General features: G+C 68.1%; 16 protein-coding genes and 1 pseudogene. 8 read left to right on the top strand and 9 right to left on the bottom strand.

What is annotated here, in order from left to right; genetic code table 11:
* Positions 1 to 238: 238 nt before the first annotated feature.
* Positions 239 to 1480, bottom strand: a complete 1242-nt coding sequence (locus ACLJPL_RS33920) for an NADP-dependent malic enzyme (protein ID WP_411084793.1) — start codon at positions 1478 to 1480, stop codon at positions 239 to 241.
* A 529-nt stretch (positions 1481 to 2009) separates the two neighbouring features.
* On the opposite strand from ACLJPL_RS33920, the gene ACLJPL_RS33915 reads away from it, so the two are divergent.
* Genes ACLJPL_RS33915 through ACLJPL_RS33905 form a run of 3 tightly spaced genes read left to right on the top strand, consistent with a single transcriptional unit; the run spans position 2010 to position 4701 of the window.
* Positions 2010 to 2966 carry an ABC transporter substrate-binding protein gene (locus ACLJPL_RS33915; RefSeq protein WP_411084792.1) on the top strand — a complete coding sequence of 319 codons (957 nt, stop codon included), beginning with the start codon at positions 2010 to 2012 and terminating at the stop codon, positions 2964 to 2966.
* Between the two features lie 29 nt (positions 2967 to 2995).
* Entirely contained in the window at positions 2996 to 3937 is a 942-nt protein-coding gene (locus ACLJPL_RS33910) for an amino acid ABC transporter permease (RefSeq protein ID WP_411084791.1), read from the top strand.
* Positions 3934 to 4701 carry an amino acid ABC transporter ATP-binding protein gene (locus ACLJPL_RS33905; RefSeq protein WP_411084790.1) on the top strand — a complete coding sequence of 256 codons (768 nt, stop codon included), beginning with the start codon at positions 3934 to 3936 and terminating at the stop codon, positions 4699 to 4701. Before ACLJPL_RS33910 ends, ACLJPL_RS33905 begins: the two co-directional genes overlap by 4 nt.
* A gap of 77 nt (positions 4702 to 4778) precedes the next feature.
* Here ACLJPL_RS33905 and ACLJPL_RS33900 read toward each other — a convergent pair whose 3' ends face one another.
* The gene (locus ACLJPL_RS33900) at positions 4779 to 5171 is read right to left on the bottom strand and encodes a hypothetical protein (protein WP_411084789.1); all 393 of its coding nucleotides are present in this window, start codon (positions 5169 to 5171) and stop codon (positions 4779 to 4781) included.
* Positions 5172 to 5421: 250 nt separating this feature from the next.
* Entirely contained in the window at positions 5422 to 6183 is a 762-nt protein-coding gene (locus ACLJPL_RS33895; protein ID WP_411084788.1) for a class I SAM-dependent methyltransferase, read from the bottom strand.
* Positions 6184 to 6271: 88 nt separating this feature from the next.
* On the opposite strand from ACLJPL_RS33895, the gene ACLJPL_RS33890 reads away from it, so the two are divergent.
* Positions 6272 to 6892 (top strand): CGNR zinc finger domain-containing protein, encoded by a 621-nt coding sequence (locus tag ACLJPL_RS33890; RefSeq protein WP_411084787.1) that lies wholly within the window; start codon positions 6272 to 6274, stop codon positions 6890 to 6892.
* Here ACLJPL_RS33890 and sodX read toward each other — a convergent pair.
* Positions 6805 to 7287, bottom strand: coding sequence for a nickel-type superoxide dismutase maturation protease (gene sodX / locus ACLJPL_RS33885; RefSeq protein WP_411084795.1), 483 nt, complete (start codon positions 7285 to 7287; stop codon positions 6805 to 6807). The two genes, ACLJPL_RS33890 and sodX, sit on opposite strands and share 88 nt — an antisense overlap.
* Positions 7288 to 7471: 184 nt before the next feature.
* On the opposite strand from sodX, the gene sodN reads away from it, so the two are divergent.
* The gene (sodN, locus tag ACLJPL_RS33880; RefSeq protein ID WP_109163657.1) at positions 7472 to 7867 is read left to right on the top strand and encodes a superoxide dismutase, Ni; all 396 of its coding nucleotides are present in this window, start codon (positions 7472 to 7474) and stop codon (positions 7865 to 7867) included.
* Between the two features lie 113 nt (positions 7868 to 7980).
* Here sodN and ACLJPL_RS33875 read toward each other — a convergent pair whose 3' ends face one another.
* The 4 genes from ACLJPL_RS33875 to ACLJPL_RS33860 form a co-directional block, all read right to left on the bottom strand.
* Positions 7981 to 8526, bottom strand: a complete 546-nt coding sequence (locus ACLJPL_RS33875) for an HAD domain-containing protein (protein ID WP_411084786.1) — start codon at positions 8524 to 8526, stop codon at positions 7981 to 7983.
* Positions 8527 to 8541: 15 nt separating this feature from the next.
* Positions 8542 to 9234 (bottom strand): class I SAM-dependent methyltransferase, encoded by a 693-nt coding sequence (locus ACLJPL_RS33870; protein WP_411084785.1) that lies wholly within the window; start codon positions 9232 to 9234, stop codon positions 8542 to 8544.
* Complete coding sequence (locus ACLJPL_RS33865) at positions 9235 to 10146, bottom strand: aminoglycoside phosphotransferase family protein (protein ID WP_411084784.1); 912 nt, start codon at positions 10144 to 10146, stop codon at positions 9235 to 9237.
* A 77-nt stretch (positions 10147 to 10223) separates the two neighbouring features.
* Positions 10224 to 10988, bottom strand: a complete 765-nt coding sequence (locus ACLJPL_RS33860) for a hypothetical protein (RefSeq protein ID WP_411084783.1) — start codon at positions 10986 to 10988, stop codon at positions 10224 to 10226.
* Between the two features lie 193 nt (positions 10989 to 11181).
* Here ACLJPL_RS33860 and ACLJPL_RS33855 point away from each other — a divergent pair, with 193 nt between their 5' ends.
* The 3 genes and pseudogenes from ACLJPL_RS33855 to ACLJPL_RS33845 form a co-directional block, all read left to right on the top strand.
* Entirely contained in the window at positions 11182 to 12537 is a 1356-nt protein-coding gene (locus ACLJPL_RS33855; protein WP_411084782.1) for a tetratricopeptide repeat protein, read from the top strand.
* A 1-nt stretch (position 12538) separates the two neighbouring features.
* Complete coding sequence (locus tag ACLJPL_RS33850) at positions 12539 to 13066, top strand: NUDIX domain-containing protein (RefSeq protein ID WP_411084781.1); 528 nt, start codon at positions 12539 to 12541, stop codon at positions 13064 to 13066.
* A 664-nt stretch (positions 13067 to 13730) separates the two neighbouring features.
* Positions 13731 to 14288: pseudogene (locus ACLJPL_RS33845) on the top strand (tetratricopeptide repeat protein); the annotation flags it as partial.
* A gap of 128 nt (positions 14289 to 14416) precedes the next feature.
* On the opposite strand, the gene ACLJPL_RS33840 reads toward ACLJPL_RS33845, so the two are convergent.
* Complete coding sequence (locus ACLJPL_RS33840; protein WP_411084794.1) at positions 14417 to 14857, bottom strand: transposase; 441 nt, start codon at positions 14855 to 14857, stop codon at positions 14417 to 14419.
* Positions 14858 to 14933 lie beyond the last annotated feature (76 nt).

Here is a 14933-nt window from a genome sequence, read left to right as displayed (position 1 = left end):
CCCCCCCCCCCCCCCCCCCCCCCCCCCCCCCCCCCCCCCCCCCCCCCCCCCCCCCCCCCCCCCCCCCCCCCCCCCCCCCCCCCCCCCCCCCCCCCCCCCCCCCCCCCCCCCCCCCCCCCCCCCCCCCGGCGCTGCCCCGGCCCCCGCTCCTCAAGCCCGAGGGGCTGAAAATGGGCGGGGCCCGTAACCAGCACAGGCCCCGCCCACTCACACAACCGCTCAACCGCTCAACGCAAGCTCAGCGCCGAGCCACACCCTCCGCCCGAGCCGCCGCGGCCACCGCGGCGGTGACGGCGGGCGCGACCCGCTCGTCGAACGGCGACGGGATCACGTAATCCGCCGCCAGCTCATCGCCGACCACGTCGGCCAGCGCGTTCGCCGCGGCGATCTTCATGCCCTCGGTGATCCGGGAGGCCCGCACCTGGAGCGCCCCCGCGAAGATCCCCGGGAACGCCAGCACGTTGTTGATCTGGTTCGGGAAGTCGGACCGCCCCGTCGCCACCACGGCCGCGTACTTGTGCGCGATCTCGGGGTGGACCTCCGGGTTCGGGTTGGCCATCGCGAAGACGTACGCGCCGGGCGCCATCGAGGCCACCGCCGCCTCCGGGACCGTACCGCCGGAGACGCCGATGAAGACGTCCGCGCCGGCGAGGGCCTTCTCCAGCGAACCGGAGATGCCGGCCCGGTTGGTGAGTCCGGCCAGTTCGCGCTTGACGTCGGTCAGGTCGTCCCGGTCCCGGCTGACGATGCCCTTGCGGTCGGCGACGGCCACGTCGCCGATGCCGGCCTCCAGCAGGAACTTGGCGATGGCCACGCCCGCCGCGCCCGCACCGGAGATGACGCCGCGCAGGTCGCCCAGGGTCCGCCCGGAGAGCTTCGCGGCGTTGCGCAGGGCGGCGAGGGTGACCACGGCGGTGCCGTGCTGGTCGTCGTGGAAGACGGGGATGTCCAGGCGCTCCTGGAGCTTGCGCTCGATCTCGAAGCACCGGGGGGCCGAGATGTCCTCCAGGTTCACCCCGCCGAAGGAGGGGGCGAGCCGGACGACGGTGTCGACGATCTCGTCGGCGTCGGTGGTCGCGAGCGCGATCGGCACCGCGTCGACGCCGCCGAACTGCTTGAAGAGGATCGCCTTGCCCTCCATCACCGGGAGGGACGCCTCGGGCCCGATGTCGCCGAGGCCGAGCACGGCGGTGCCGTCCGTCACGACGGCCACGACCTGGGACTTCCAGGTGTAGTCGTGGACGAGCTCGGGGTTGTCGGCGATGGCGCTGCACACTTTGGCCACGCCGGGCGTGTAGGCCAGGGAAAGGTCGTCCTTGTCCCGGATCGGGACGGTGGACTGGACGGCCATCTTCCCTCCCCGGTGGAGGGCGAAGGCCGGATCGAAGGGCTCGTCGGCCCCGGTGTCCGCTGCGCTCGTGCGCTCGATACCGCTGTCGGTAGTGCTGTCGCTGCGAGGATTGACGATCTCCGCTGCCATGGTGTTGACCCCTTAAGTCTTCATCGTTTGAGGGTGGCCACTCCTGGTTGAGGAGGGGTGGGCGGGCACCGCGTACGCGCCCTGCACCTGGCGGTTGGCCCGCCCCGGCAGGGAGATGGGTACTGCGCACGCGCGGGCGCGCCGCACACGCGCCCTGAGCCCCGGATGAGGGGTGTAAACGTCTTTCTTACCGGACGAACGATGTTACGGACGAGTCCTTATCGACGCGGTGACGTGACTCATAGTCGAATATCTGGACAAGTCGGCAAACCGGCATAAATGCCGTCCAGCAGACAAGACGCACCGAAGATTCTCCGGCTGGAGGAGCAAAACTCCGCAGATGGTCCGGTCCTGATGTACCGGCCGCGCGAGATCGGGGGTCGCCCGTTATCCGATTTTGACATGACTGGGCCCCTGAATGGGCCAGTACGAATGGCAGGATGCCGACATCACACAAGGTGGCGACACTCGAAGGTGCGTGCCAAGCCGCCCGAAAGCACCTCGCCCTCACCTGCCGGAGGTTCCCGTCATGACCGCAAGCACCAAGCGCTGTACGACCGCCAAGGCCCGGATTGCGGCGGTCGGCGCCATCGCGGTCGCCGGCTCCCTGCTGCTGACCGGCTGCGGCGACCAGACCGACAAGGCCGGCAAGCCCTCCGGAGCCACCAAGGCAGCCGACGCCTCGGCCGCCGACCTGCTGCCCCAGAGCATCAAGGACAAGGGCGTCATCAAGGTCGGTTCGGACATCGCCTACCCGCCGGTGGAGTTCAAGGACAAGTCCGGCAAGATCGTCGGCATCGACCCCGACCTCGGCGCCGCCCTGGGCAAGCAGCTCGGCGTGACCTTCGAGTTCCAGAACGGCACGTTCGACACGCTCATCACGGGTCTCCGCTCGAAGCGCTACGACCTGGCCATGTCGGCGATGACCGACACCAAGGACCGCCAGGAGGGTGTCGACTCCGAGACGAAGAAGAAGGTCGGCGAGGGCGTCGACTTCATCGACTACTTCACCGCCGGTGTCTCGATCTACACCAAGAAGGGTGACGACAAGGGCATCAAGACCTGGTCGGACCTCTGCGGGAAGAAGATCGCCGTGCAGCGCGGCACCGTCTCCCACGACCTGGCCAAGGCCGAGAGCAAGAAGTGCGGCAGCAAGGGCACGATCGCCATCGAGCAGTTCGACAACGACCTGGAGGCGCAGACCCGGCTGCGCGCCGGCGGTGCCGACGCAGGCTCCTCCGACTTCCCGGTGGCCGCGTACGCGGTGAAGACCTCGGGCGGCGGCAACGACTTCCAGCTGGTCGGCGAGCAGGTCGAAGCGGCTCCGTACGGCATCGCCGTCGCCAAGGGCAACACCCAGCTGCGGGACGCGGTCAAGGCCGCACTCGACGCGATCATCAAGAACGGCGAGTACGACAAGATCATCGCCAAGTGGGGCGTCGAGGCCGGTGCGGTGACCGAGGCCAAGATCAACGGCGGATCCTGACCGGGCTCCGGCGGTGAGAGGCAAGACCTGTGACTGAATTCAAGAAGACGGGCTCCACCGAGACGCCACCCACCCCGGCGGCCGGGCCCGAGGCGATCAAGGCCATCCCTGTTCGCCACTACGGACGCTACGTGTCGGCGGTCATCGCCATCGGCCTGCTGGCATCCATCATCTACGCGTTCTCCCAGGGCCAGATCAACTGGGGTGCCGTACCGGACTACTTCTTCGACGACCGGATCATGCGAGGTGTGGGCCAGACCCTGCTGCTGACCGTCCTCTCGATGGCGATCGGCATCGGCGGCGGCATCCTGCTCGCGGTGATGCGCCTGTCGAAGAACCCGGTGACCTCGTCGATCGCATGGTCGTACATCTGGTTCTTCCGGGGTACACCGGTCCTGGTCCAGCTGTTCGTCTGGTTCAACCTGGGCCTGGTCTTCGAGTACATCAACCTCGGGCCGGTCTACAAGGACGAGTGGTCGTCCTTCATGACCCCGCTGCTGACCGCCCTCCTCGGGCTCGGCCTCAACGAGGCCGCGTACATGGCGGAGATCTGCCGGGCCGGGCTGCTCTCGGTCGACGAGGGCCAGACCGAGGCGTCGCACGCGCTGGGCATGAGCCACAGCAAGACGCTGCGCCGGGTGGTCATCCCGCAGGCGATGCGCGTGATCGTGCCCCCGACGGGCAACGAGGTCATCAACATGCTCAAGACGACCTCATTGGTGGCCGCCGTCCAGTTCACGGAGCTCTTCCGGTACGCCCAGGACATCGGGCAGAACTCCGGCGCCCCCGTGGAGATGTACTTCCTCGCGGCTGCCTGGTACCTGATCATGACCTCGATCCTGAGTGTTGGCCAGTATTACCTGGAGCGTCACTACGCCCGCGGGTCCAGCCGGAGCCTGCCGCATACACCGATCCAGAAGATCAGGGCCAACCTGCTGTCCCTGGGCCGTCCCAAGGGAGGCATGGCATGACGACGACCCCCATGGTGAAGGCCGAGGCCGTCCACAAGTCCTTCGGTGCCGCGCACATTCTCAAGGGCATCGACCTGGAGGTCGCCCCGCGTGAGGTGTTCTGCCTGATCGGCCCGTCCGGTTCCGGCAAGTCGACCTTCCTGCGGTGCATCAACCACTTGGAGAAGATCAACGCCGGCCGGCTCTCGGTCGACGGCGAACTGGTCGGCTACCGGCAGAAGGGCGACAAGCTCTACGAGCTGAGGGACAACGAGGTCGCGCTCAAGCGCCGCGACATCGGCATGGTCTTCCAGCGCTTCAACCTGTTCCCGCACATGACAGCGATCGAGAACGTCATGGAAGCCCCGGTCCAGGTGAAGGGCGAGGCCAAGGCCGTGGCCCGGGCCCGGGCGGAGAAGCTGCTGGACCGGGTGGGCCTCGCCGACAAGGCGAAGAACTACCCCTCCCAGCTCTCGGGCGGTCAGCAGCAGCGCGTGGCGATCGCCCGCGCGCTGGCGATGGAGCCCAAGCTGATGCTCTTCGACGAGCCGACCTCCGCTCTCGACCCGGAGCTGGTGGGCGACGTCCTGGACGTCATGCGCGGACTGGCCGAGGACGGGATGACGATGATCGTCGTCACCCACGAGATGGGCTTCGCCCGCGAGGTCGGTGACGCGCTGGTCTTCATGGACGACGGCGTGGTGGTCGAGTCCGGCCACCCGCGCGACGTCCTGACCAACCCGCAGCACGACCGGACGAAGTCGTTCCTGTCGAAGGTGCTGTAAAACCTCGGGAGGCTCCGCCTCCGCACACGGGAGCGCCCCGGGCCTGTCAGGCCCGGGGCGCTTTCGCGCAGGCGCTGCTACCTTCCGGAAATCCAGGCGATCATCGGATTGGACAGACCCTCATCCGGGCCGTTTGCCCCATTGCGCACGGCAGTCTGGAAAAGCACCGTGTGCCCCTCCTTGAAGTCGTAATCGCACTTGGTCGGAGGATTGTTGGCGCCGTTCGCGTCGTGGCACTCCCCCTTGCGGCCGTAGTCGGTCTGCCACTTCAGCACACCGCGCTTGCCGTCCACGCGCATGTCCTGAACCGTGAAGTAGTCGCCCTCGGAGTAGAAACACCCCAGAGTGAAGGCGGCCGGAGGGCCACAGAACTTGGTCGTCTTGGCCTGGGCCGGAGTACCGGTGGCGAGGACCGCCACCAACGCGGTGGCTGCCGTCACCGATGCCGTGATCATTTTTCGCGCTGCCATGTAATTCCCCGTGAGCGTAGTTTCTCGACCGATCAGATCGATGAGGGAAAGTTACACGGCAAAAGATCGCAGCGAAATGCCTCTGTCAGCCTCAGGTTATTTTTTTCGACTCATCCAGTCCGCGCCTCAGAGAATTGCTCCAGCAAAGACAGAATTATCCGGGCCATCCGGATATCTGGCGAACAAAGATGACACAGCGATCCGGCCCCATCGCCCCGGCCTCGTACGCACGGCGTCCGCTTCCACCGCCCTACTTCACGGCGAGGACGAGACTGTCCGAGGGCGAGGCCCACACCGCGCGGGCCTCGCCGAAGCCGGAGGCGAGCAGGGTGCGGGCGTGCCAGGCGGCGGAGGGCATGTCGCCGTCCGCGTGCTCGCCGTAGATCGCGAACCGTTCGGCGGTGGGCGCGGCCAGGACCGGGTCCTTGGCGGCGAGGTCCCACCACTGGGCCCAGTCCAGGGCTCCGGCGGCCTTGGCGCGGTCCATGGCGGCGTGCCGGTGGGCGCGTTCGGCGGCGTTGATGCGGGGGGTGTCCGGGTCGATGGTGCGGTCGGCGTTCATGAAGAGGCCGCCGTCCCGGACGAGTCCGCCGAGCTGCCCGTACAGCGTGGCGAGCGGTTCGCTGTGCAGCCAGTGCAGGGCGGTGGCGGTGAGGACGGCGTCGTACGAGGTGTGGGGCAGCCGCGCGGTCCAGTCCGGGTCCTTGAGGTCGGCGGTGACGAAGGCGACCCGGTCGTCGCCGTCGAAGGTGCCGCGGGCGATGGCCAGGAGCGCGGGGTCGAGGTCGACGCCGGTGCTCGTGGCGTCCGGGAACCGCTTGAGGAGCCGGTCGGTGATACTTCCCGTACCGCAGGCGAGGTCGAGCACCCGGGGCGCGGTGCCGACCAGCGCCTCGACCATGTCCAGCATCACCCGGAACCGCTCCTCGCGGTCGGGCATGTACCACTCCTGCTGCCGGTCCCAGCTCTCCTGCCAGGACTGCCAGTCGGCACCCGTCGCCGTCTCCGTCACGCCAACCTCCACGTAAGCCTCATAGATGTCGGCCACCCATTACACTGACCGACACCCCGACCCTAGACCGACGCCGTAAGGACTACAAGTGGAACTGGCCTATTACTCGGACTACGCCGTGCGCCTGGTCAACACCGAGGAGCCGGCCCGCAACAAGGACGCCCTCACCTCGGTCGAGGCGGTCCGGGACCTGTTCGGCGCCAACCAGCAGGCGGCCCGCCGGACGACGGAGGCGGACGTGACCCGGTTCCGTTCCGTACGGGGACGGCTGCGGGCGGTCTTCGAGGCGGCGGACGGCGGCGACGAGACGCTCGCGGTGGACCTGCTCAACTCGCTGCTGCTGGAGTTCCCGGTGAGCCCGCAGATCTCCGGCCACGACACCCGGGACGAGGACGGGCGCCCGGACTGGCACATGCACCTGGCCGACCACCCCTCGAACGCCACCGCCGGATACACGGCGATCGCGGCCATGGGCCTCGCCTTCCACCTCACCGAACACGGCGTGGACCGGCTCGGCCTGTGCGAGGCGGCCCCGTGCCGCAACGCCTACCTGGACACCTCGACGAACCGGTCCCGCCGCTACTGCTCGGACCGCTGCGCGACCCGGGCGAACGTGGCTGCCTACCGGGCCCGCAAGCGCGCGGAGGCGGACCGGACCGGCCTGAGCGCCGAGGCGGCCCAGCCGAGCACCTCGGTCACCGACCGCTGAGTGCCCGGGCCCGTCACCCCTTGCCCTGCCTTCGTGCTCGCCCCGCCCTTCGTGACCTTCGGCAGCGGCCGGTAGCGGGCCAGCACCCGCGCGAGCACCAGCTCCTCGGGCACCACCCCGTAGTCCGTACTGTCCCCGCCCGCGAACGTGTTGTCGCCCCGCACCCACCAGCCGCCGGGCCGCCGTTCGACCGCCCGCTTCACCACCAGCAGGTCCTGCTGGAAGGGGTGACGCAGGATCACCACGTCACCGGGGCGCACCACCGTCCCGTACCGCACCAGCAGCAGGTCCCCGTGGTAGAGCGTGGGCACCATCGAAGGCCCCGTCACCTCCACCACCCGCAACGGCCGCCGCACCTTCCGCCCGCCTCCGGACACCTGTCCGCGCTCCGGCATCTCCGGCACCTCCCGGTCCTCCTTCAGAACGGCGTTCCGCGCACCGCTTCCGGCTCCGTACGTTCGGCCGACGGCCCGATTCTCACCCCGGACTTTTGACCTAAGCCCCTGGGGCAGCCATGGAAACCGGCGCTCCACGGAGTAATGTCCCACCTGAGAAGACGATCACGAGGAGGACAGCTCCATGCTTTCCCGCCTGTTTGCCCCCAAGGTGAAGGTCAGCGCCCACTGCGACCTTCCCTGCGGCGTCTACGACCCGGCCCAGGCCCGTATCGAGGCCGAGTCGGTCAAGGCCGTCCAGGAGAAGTACCAGGCCAACGAGGACGCGGACTTCCGCACCCGCGCGGTCCTGATCAAGGAGCAGCGCGCCGAGCTCGCGAAGCACCACGTCTCGGTGCTCTGGAGCGACTATTTCAAGCCCCCGCACTTCGAGAAGTACCCGGAGCTGCACCAGCTGATCAACGACACCCTGAAGGCGCTCTCCGCGGCCAAGGGCTCGAACGACCCGGCGACGGGCCAGAAGGCCCTGGACCTGATCGCCGAGGTCGACAAGATCTTCTGGGAGACCAAGAAGGCTTGATCTTCCTCGGGCCGCTCGGCACCCGCGCTCGCGCGCGTCCGGACGGCCCGCACGACCGCACCCGGTCCGCAGGCCGCCGACAACGGCGTCCATGGCGGGCCGGGTGCGGTCGTTCAGGCGGCGTCAGCCGTTGACACCCGATACACCCACGACGCAGCCTCTGTCAGATGCTCAGGCTGCAGTCCCACGTACGGATCAGGCTGGATGAGGAAAGTCGCCGTTCCCCGGGCGGTGCGTTCCACAGCCCAGTCATGGTCGAGGCTGGTGAAATCGTCGTCGATCCAGACGGCGGGGGCGTCTGCCAGCCAGACGTCGACGTGGTCTCGTTTCCAGAGGTAGCCGTCGGGGTGGCTGGTGGTGATCTGGGGGCGAGGCAGGTCGAGGTAAGGGAAGTCGGGCAGCCCCAGGAGAGGGCCGATGATCGTGGTGGCGTCCTTGCGCCAGCTCGTGCACCACACGGGGGTGACGAGTCCGCTGGTCACGAGGTCGGTGAGAATGCCGCCCTGGCTCGGGTCGAGCCAGATGGGCACGGGGTCGTCGGGGTGCCGGCCGGTGGGCAGGACGGTGTGACGGACGTGGGTGGGCGGGGTGCTGCCGTCGGCGGCCGGGAACGGGATGAGGACGCCGTCGATGTCCAGGAGCAGGTAAGGAAGGGGCATCGTTTCCTCCGTCGGTCAGCATTTGCGGGCGGTGATCAGGAGGGTGGTGGGCCATGGGTCGCGGCGCGGGTGCCGCAGCTCCACCGTCGAGGTGACGCCCAGGCCCGCCCGGGAGAGGTGGGCTCCCCAACGACAGGCGTCGAACTCCCATCGCGCGAGGGGCAGTCGGGTGCGGTCGGGCATGGTGACGTAGTCCTCGCGCGGACGGTTATCCGTGGATGGATGTCTTCCGGCCCGTGCCGGGTGAGGGACGGAGAAGGCCAGGACACCGCCCGGTTTCAGGCGTCGTGAAATAGCGGCGAGGAGGAGCTCGGGGGCGACGAGGCCGACGGCGCCGAAGACGGAGTAGATCGCGTCGAAGGTCTGGCCGGTGGCCTGCAGGTGGTGCAGTGCGTGGCTGGCAGCGAAGGTGGCGCCGTCGATGTGGCTGTAGTGGGAACGGGCCCGGCGTATCTGGAGGCCGACCAGGTCCACGCCGGTGACGCGGGCCTGGTGGTGCTTCGCGAGGTGGGCCACGTTGTGGCCGGGGCCGCAGCCCAGCTCCAGGACGCGCTTGCCGCACAGGCCCCGACCCAGAATTTCGGCGCCGGGACCGATGCCCGCGTAGGTGCTCCACTCCATCCGGGCAGGCGCGGTGAGGGCGTGCGCGGGAGCGGCGGCTGTGCGCTGGGCTGCGTGGGCGTACCAGGGGGAGACCTGGGCGAGCACCTAGACCTCCAGGAGTCGGACCACGTCGCTCAGGTGGCGGCGGACGACGGGGATGTACGCGGGGTCCTTGGCCGGGTCGTTGATCCAGCGGATGGCCTGTTCCATGAACCACTCCACGGCCCACATGCGGTGCCAGCCCAAGGCCCATGCCTCTGCGGTCAGGCCGCCCCGGGCGGCGAGGGCGTCCTCATGACCGCCTGCGGTGACGTACTGCTCCAGGAACACCCGCATGCGGAAGGGGCTCGGCACGTCGGTGGTGCCGTGGTACGAGGCGAGGTCGATCAGGCCGGGCCCGGTGAAAGCGCGGGCGAAGTCGAGGAGATACCAGCCGTTCTCCCCGATGTGGACGCTCGTGGGGTGGAACTCGGAGTGGACCCAGCCAAAGGGGTCGAGCGTCGCACCCTGAACACGGGCCTCGGCCGCGGCGGAGATCTTCCCCAGCGCGGTCTCGATGCCGTCGCAGTCCGTCCATCGGTCGGCTTTCCGCAGCCGCTGGAGGTGATCGAGGGCTCGGCCGGGCAGGGCTGCGAGGACCGCCCCGTCGAGGAGGGGCAGACCGCCCGCGGGGCGTGCGGCGTGGAGCATGACGGCAGCGGCGACACCGTCGAGGTCGTCTGCGTCCCGTACGGGGTTGCCGAGGTCGTCCATGAGCATCCCGAGCCACTTGTCCTGCATGGCGGTGGCGTGGAGCACGGGGACCGGGAGCTGGCGCTGGTTGGCCATCCGCAGGGCCTGGGCCTCGCGGTCGAAGGGCTCCTTGGCGTACTTGAAGACGGCCGTGGTGTCGTCGGGGAAGGTGACGCGCTCGACGCCGGACATGCCCCAGACGCGAATCTCGGTACGTTCGGGGAGAGGCTTGCCGACGAGGGTGCACAGGTCGTCCAGCAGCGTGGCGGACACGCTCTGGTCCATGGGGGTCTCCAGGGGATGGTGGGCTCCGGGGCGGGCGCGCGCGAGCTGGCCCGCCCCGGAGCCGTACTGGGGTGGGTTTACTCGGCTGCGGTCACGCGGTGGGCGTAGACCTGCTCGATCCAGCCCGCCTTGAACTCGGCCAGGTCGTCACGGAAGTTGACCATCGAGGCACCGTAGGGCGCGACCACGCCGCCGGACTGGTCCGGCACGGACTGGTCCGGCACGGACTGGCAGCCGTGCACGAGTCGGCCGCCCAGCGCGGCGTGGGCCTTGATGGACTCGATTCGGCGGTGCTCGTTGAACCAGCCGGCGTGGTAGACCTCGTCCAGCATTCCGCCCGTCGCGTCGTCCAGGTCGAAGACGACGGAAGTGGCGGCGGGAAAGAACCAGCACGGGCCGACGTTGGAGATGTGCCCGTCCAACTCGACCTTGTTGAGCGCCATCAACGTGGCCGCCTCGCGCAGCATGCGCAGGTGGTCGCCGGTGATCCGAGGGAGGCCGAGGCCGGCCAGGTGTTCCACGCGGAAAAGGTACGAGTACACCCCGTACGCCGTCGCCAGCAAACGAGCGGCGTCGGAGGTGGACTCGCTGTGCTGCTTGATGAAGTCGAGCGCGAGCTGCTCGACCGCGCTCTCGGCCGTCTCGTTCACGTCGAGGAGCTGAGTCTTGACCAGCTCCCAGTCGGCGACGAGCCAGGTGTTGGACTCGAAGCGGAAGAAGTAGTCGGCCGGGTCGATGGTGATGCGCCGGCCGTCCACCTGGATGCCGGGCAGGCGGTTCCAGCGCGGGTCGAAGGCGTCGGGCAGCTCGACCGTGATGGTCGCGGTGTCGATGGTGGTCACCGTGTCTCCGTCTCTGATCGTCCGGACCGGGGCACAGGAATGCCCGAGCCCGGTGGGGCGTAAGGAAGTTGGGGGCCGCCCAGCCTCAGGGTGGGGCGGCTGTCGATAAGTGAACCGGCCGCTACGCAGAGTGGGTACGGTGTGACCGAGGTCAAGCGGTATACACGGTTTACGGAATCGGAGTGGGGCGATCGTGCCGGCACCGACCAGCACCAACTCCCGTCTGCGCGAAACGATCAACGCCGCCGGGTGCACGTACGAGGCACTCGCCAAGGACGTACGCCGCATCGCAGCCGAGAACGGCGAACTGCTCCAGACCAACAAGTCGGCCATCTCCCACTGGGTGGGCGGTGCCCGCACGCCGTCCGGCAGGGCTGGCCAGTACCTTGCCGAAGCCCTCTCCCGGCGGCTGGGCCGGGTCGTCACCCGGACCGAGCTCGGCCTCCACTCGCCAGACGCGGAGTCGCCACCGGACATCGACCCCGTCAACGCGGTAACGGACCTCGGCCGCGCGGATGTCGAACGCCGCCAATTCCTCGCCATCGCTGCCTTCACCACGGCCGGCGTGGCCATGCCGCTCCTGCACGACCACGAGACCACCTCGCGGATGCTCCGTGCCCGCACCGCCCGCTCCCTCGTCGGCAGCGACGACATCGACGTCGTACGGCAGATCACGGCGGCCTTCAGTGCCGCCGACGAGAGGCTCGGCGGGGGGCACGGCCTGACCACAGTCACCGCGTACCTCGCCGACACGGCGGCCCCCATGCTGCGCGGACGGTTCTCCTCGGAAGCCTTACGCCAGGCCGCCTTCGGTGCCGTCGCCGAACTTGCCTACCTCGCAGGGTGGAAGCACCACGACCTTGGACACGAAGGCGCTGCCCAGCGCTACTACCAGGTCGGCTACCAACTTGCCTGCGAAGCCGACCCCCACGGCCACGCCGCATGGATGATGCGCGCCCTCGCCCACCAGTCCCTCAGTCTCAAGCAACCCCACCACTGCGTCGACCTGGTCGAAGGCGCGCTCACCCGCGGCCTCGGCCACGTCGACGGCCAGACCGAAGCGCTCCTCCACATCACGCACGCCCGCGCCTACGCAGCCGTCGGCGAGAACCCACTGGCCGCCCGCGCTCTTCTCGCCGCCGAAGAGGCACTCCTGCGCGAGGACGGTCCCCAGCCCAGCTTCTCCCGCATCAGCGGCCCGGCAGCCGGCACCGTGTCCAGCCACACTGCCCGTACGCTGACCGACCTCACCGACCACATCGGTACGGAACAGCAGCACCGTGACGCGCTCACCCGCTGGGATCCGGAGAAATACAAGCGCGTCCACGCCCTCACCCACGCCGACCTCGGCGACAGCCTTGCCGCTCAGGCCCGGGCTGACGAGGCGGTCGCGGCCTGGACTCAAGCCCTGGTCCTCATGGAGGGCATGACCTCCGACCGCACCCGCAAGGCGATTACCTCGATCCGCTCCACCCTCGCGATCTACCAGCGCCGCCGCGTTCCCGGTGCCGCAGATCTCGCCCGCCGCGCCCGCGAGGCCCTCGCCTAACATGCCCAACAACCCGCCCGACGAAGGGAACCCCGTGGCTCAGCAGACCGACAACCGCTCAGCCCTCAAGCCGGCGCTCGACTCCATGACCCTGCTGGTCGCGGCCGTCATTGTCCACGACAAGGCCACGAACCGCGTCGTGCTCCTCCAGCGCAGCGAGAACGCCAAGTTCGCCCAGGGGATGTGGGACCTGCCCGTCGGCAAGAGCGAACCGGGCGAGCCCATCACTGAGACGGCAGTCCGCGAACTCTACGAGGAGACGGGCCTCACGGTGAAGCCCGAGTCTCTCAAGGTCGCGCACATCATTCACGGAGCCTGGGGCGTTGAGTCCCCCAGTGGCTTCCTCACGGTCGTCTTCGCAACCCACGAATGGACCGGCGAACCCGAAAACCGCGAACCCCGGAAGCACTCCCAGGTCCGCTGGGTCGACGCCGACGCAGTACCCGAGAATTTCGTCGACACCACTTCAAGCGCCCTTCATCGATACCTCACGGAAGGCCCGGAAGTCTCCCTCAGTGGCTGGCAATAGATGCGCCCAAGCGATTTCCAGCCAGATGCTCCGCCGCGTCCTCGGACCGAGAGACAACTGATGCCCGTACCTCACCAACTTCCGTCCGCGGCACAATCCGCTCCCAGATGGCTGTCCCGCCGCCACCGCTTGGTCAGGATGCACCCATGACAAGGTCATTTGACCCGTGGAGCTGGGAAAGGCGTCGGCTCCGGTGCCTTGCAGGCTGCGGTGACCCTGTGAAGCGCAATTTTCACGCATGGGTGGAGCTGTATGGGGCTCAATCCGGAAGTTGGCTCGCAGCGTCCCGCATAGACGCGGGTCAGGGATTCGCCGACCCACTTCCGCCCCCTACAGGTGAGCCGCTGTACGTGCTGGGAGTTCCAGACCAAATACTCACCTGGGGCGAGTACCACCGCGAGACGCTTTTCACCCGTCACGAACTCGCCCGTTGGACGGGGAGGACTGGCGACATTGCTGCCGCAATCGACAGCCTTCAGTCGCTGGCCGTCGACCAAGAACATGCCCTCGGCCCAACCGACGCGGACACGCTGTTCACCAAACACGACCTCGCTTGTTGGCAGGGCCAGGCAGGCCAGCCCGTCCCCGCAGCCAAGAGCCTTGCGACCTTGAGAATCTTCTTTACTGACGTCCTGGGGCCGACCATCCGCGCACCCTCACTCTCCGAGGCGACCTTGCCAGGTGGCGAGCCAAGGCGGGTAACCCTACGGGCGCCGTACGGGACCTCAGACGCCTACTAAGCGATCGGGAGCGAATTCTTGGCCCAAAACATCCATCCACCCTTACAACGCGAAACGACCTAGCTTCTTGGATTGGTGAGGCCGGGGATCCGGCTGGTGCTGTTAGCGAATTCTCCTCGCTCATACCGAATCTTGAGGAAATCCTAGGACCAGGAAATATCGTATCTCTCACGGCCCGGGACAACCAGATAACGTGGCGCGTACGCAGCCGCGACATCCTTGGGACCGGTAGAGAATCGAGTAGATTACTGCTCGACATGGCGGATTTTCTGGGTTCTACGCACCCCATAACTCTCACAGCACGCCACAATCATGCTGACCGTCAGGGAGCATCAGGCGATGCAGCAGCGGCCGCGTTTAGCTTCAGGAACCTTTTGATCGACTTCGAGCGAAACCTCGGTACGGGCCATCCCTCAACCGAAGTATACCGAAGGGGCCTTGCTTATTGGGAGAGTCGCCTCAGAGGTAGGGGGAGCTCATAAAAGTAAGCGCGGGGAATTTGTACCGTTGCCTCTGGAGTGGGTACGGCTTGGCAGATTTCGTGACACCGTGCGGGAAGCTGACGAGATCCACAGCACGGGTCCGGACCGATCTTTCACTGCCTCCACGTTCACACAGCGGCGGCAGTGCTTGTGCGAGTAGCCGACCCGTCGCTCATACGGTTCGCACTCACAACGGCTAACACAGTGAGTTGGTCTGTCGGCGGGTGATCAGGCAGCAGGCGATTGAGGAAGGCTTCGTGGATGTCGGCTCGGCGTTCCCAGCGGATGCGGAGGCGTTTGACGCCGTGGAGCCAGGCGAAAGTGCGTCCCACGACCCAGCCGGTAGGTGCCCAGTCCTGTGCCGTGGGGGGTGCCACGGCGGGCGATGGCCGGCACGATCCGGCGTTGGCGGGCCTGGTCGCGGTAGATGTCGTGGCGTACCCGCGGTCGGCAAAGAGGGAGTCGGGCTTGCGTCGCCGGTGGCCGACCCTGCCTCTGACCGGCGGGATGGCGTCGATCAGAGGCAGCAACTGGGTGACGTCGTTGCGGTTGCCGCCGGTGAGGATCACGGCGAGCGGAGTGCCGTGGCCATCCGTGATCAGGTGGTGTTTCGATCCGGATCGGGCGCGGTCGACCGGACTCGGT

Source organism: Streptomyces sp. cmx-18-6 (assembly GCF_046548915.1).
Taxonomy (GTDB): Bacteria; Actinomycetota; Actinomycetes; order Streptomycetales; family Streptomycetaceae; genus Streptomyces.
The sequence above is the reverse complement of the archived record's forward strand: the minus strand, read 5'-3'. Positions and strand labels throughout refer to the sequence as shown.

Excerpts from the sequence above, each read along its gene's own strand:
- ACLJPL_RS33920 (WP_411084793.1), bottom strand. The coding sequence starts at position 1,480 with ATGGCAGCGGAGATCGTCAATCCTCGCAGCGACAGCACTACCGACAGC.
- ACLJPL_RS33915 (WP_411084792.1), top strand. The coding sequence starts at position 2,010 with ATGACCGCAAGCACCAAGCGCTGTACGACCGCCAAGGCCCGGATTGCG.
- ACLJPL_RS33905 (WP_411084790.1), top strand. The coding sequence starts at position 3,934 with ATGACGACGACCCCCATGGTGAAGGCCGAGGCCGTCCACAAGTCCTTC.
- ACLJPL_RS33900 (WP_411084789.1), bottom strand. The coding sequence starts at position 5,171 with ATGGCAGCGCGAAAAATGATCACGGCATCGGTGACGGCAGCCACCGCG.
- sodX (WP_411084795.1), bottom strand. The coding sequence starts at position 7,287 with ATGCCGGAGCGCGGACAGGTGTCCGGAGGCGGGCGGAAGGTGCGGCGG.
- sodN (WP_109163657.1), top strand. The coding sequence starts at position 7,472 with ATGCTTTCCCGCCTGTTTGCCCCCAAGGTGAAGGTCAGCGCCCACTGC.
- ACLJPL_RS33875 (WP_411084786.1), bottom strand. The coding sequence starts at position 8,526 with ATGCCCCTTCCTTACCTGCTCCTGGACATCGACGGCGTCCTCATCCCG.
- ACLJPL_RS33865 (WP_411084784.1), bottom strand. The coding sequence starts at position 10,146 with ATGGACCAGAGCGTGTCCGCCACGCTGCTGGACGACCTGTGCACCCTC.
- ACLJPL_RS33850 (WP_411084781.1), top strand. The coding sequence starts at position 12,539 with ATGCCCAACAACCCGCCCGACGAAGGGAACCCCGTGGCTCAGCAGACC.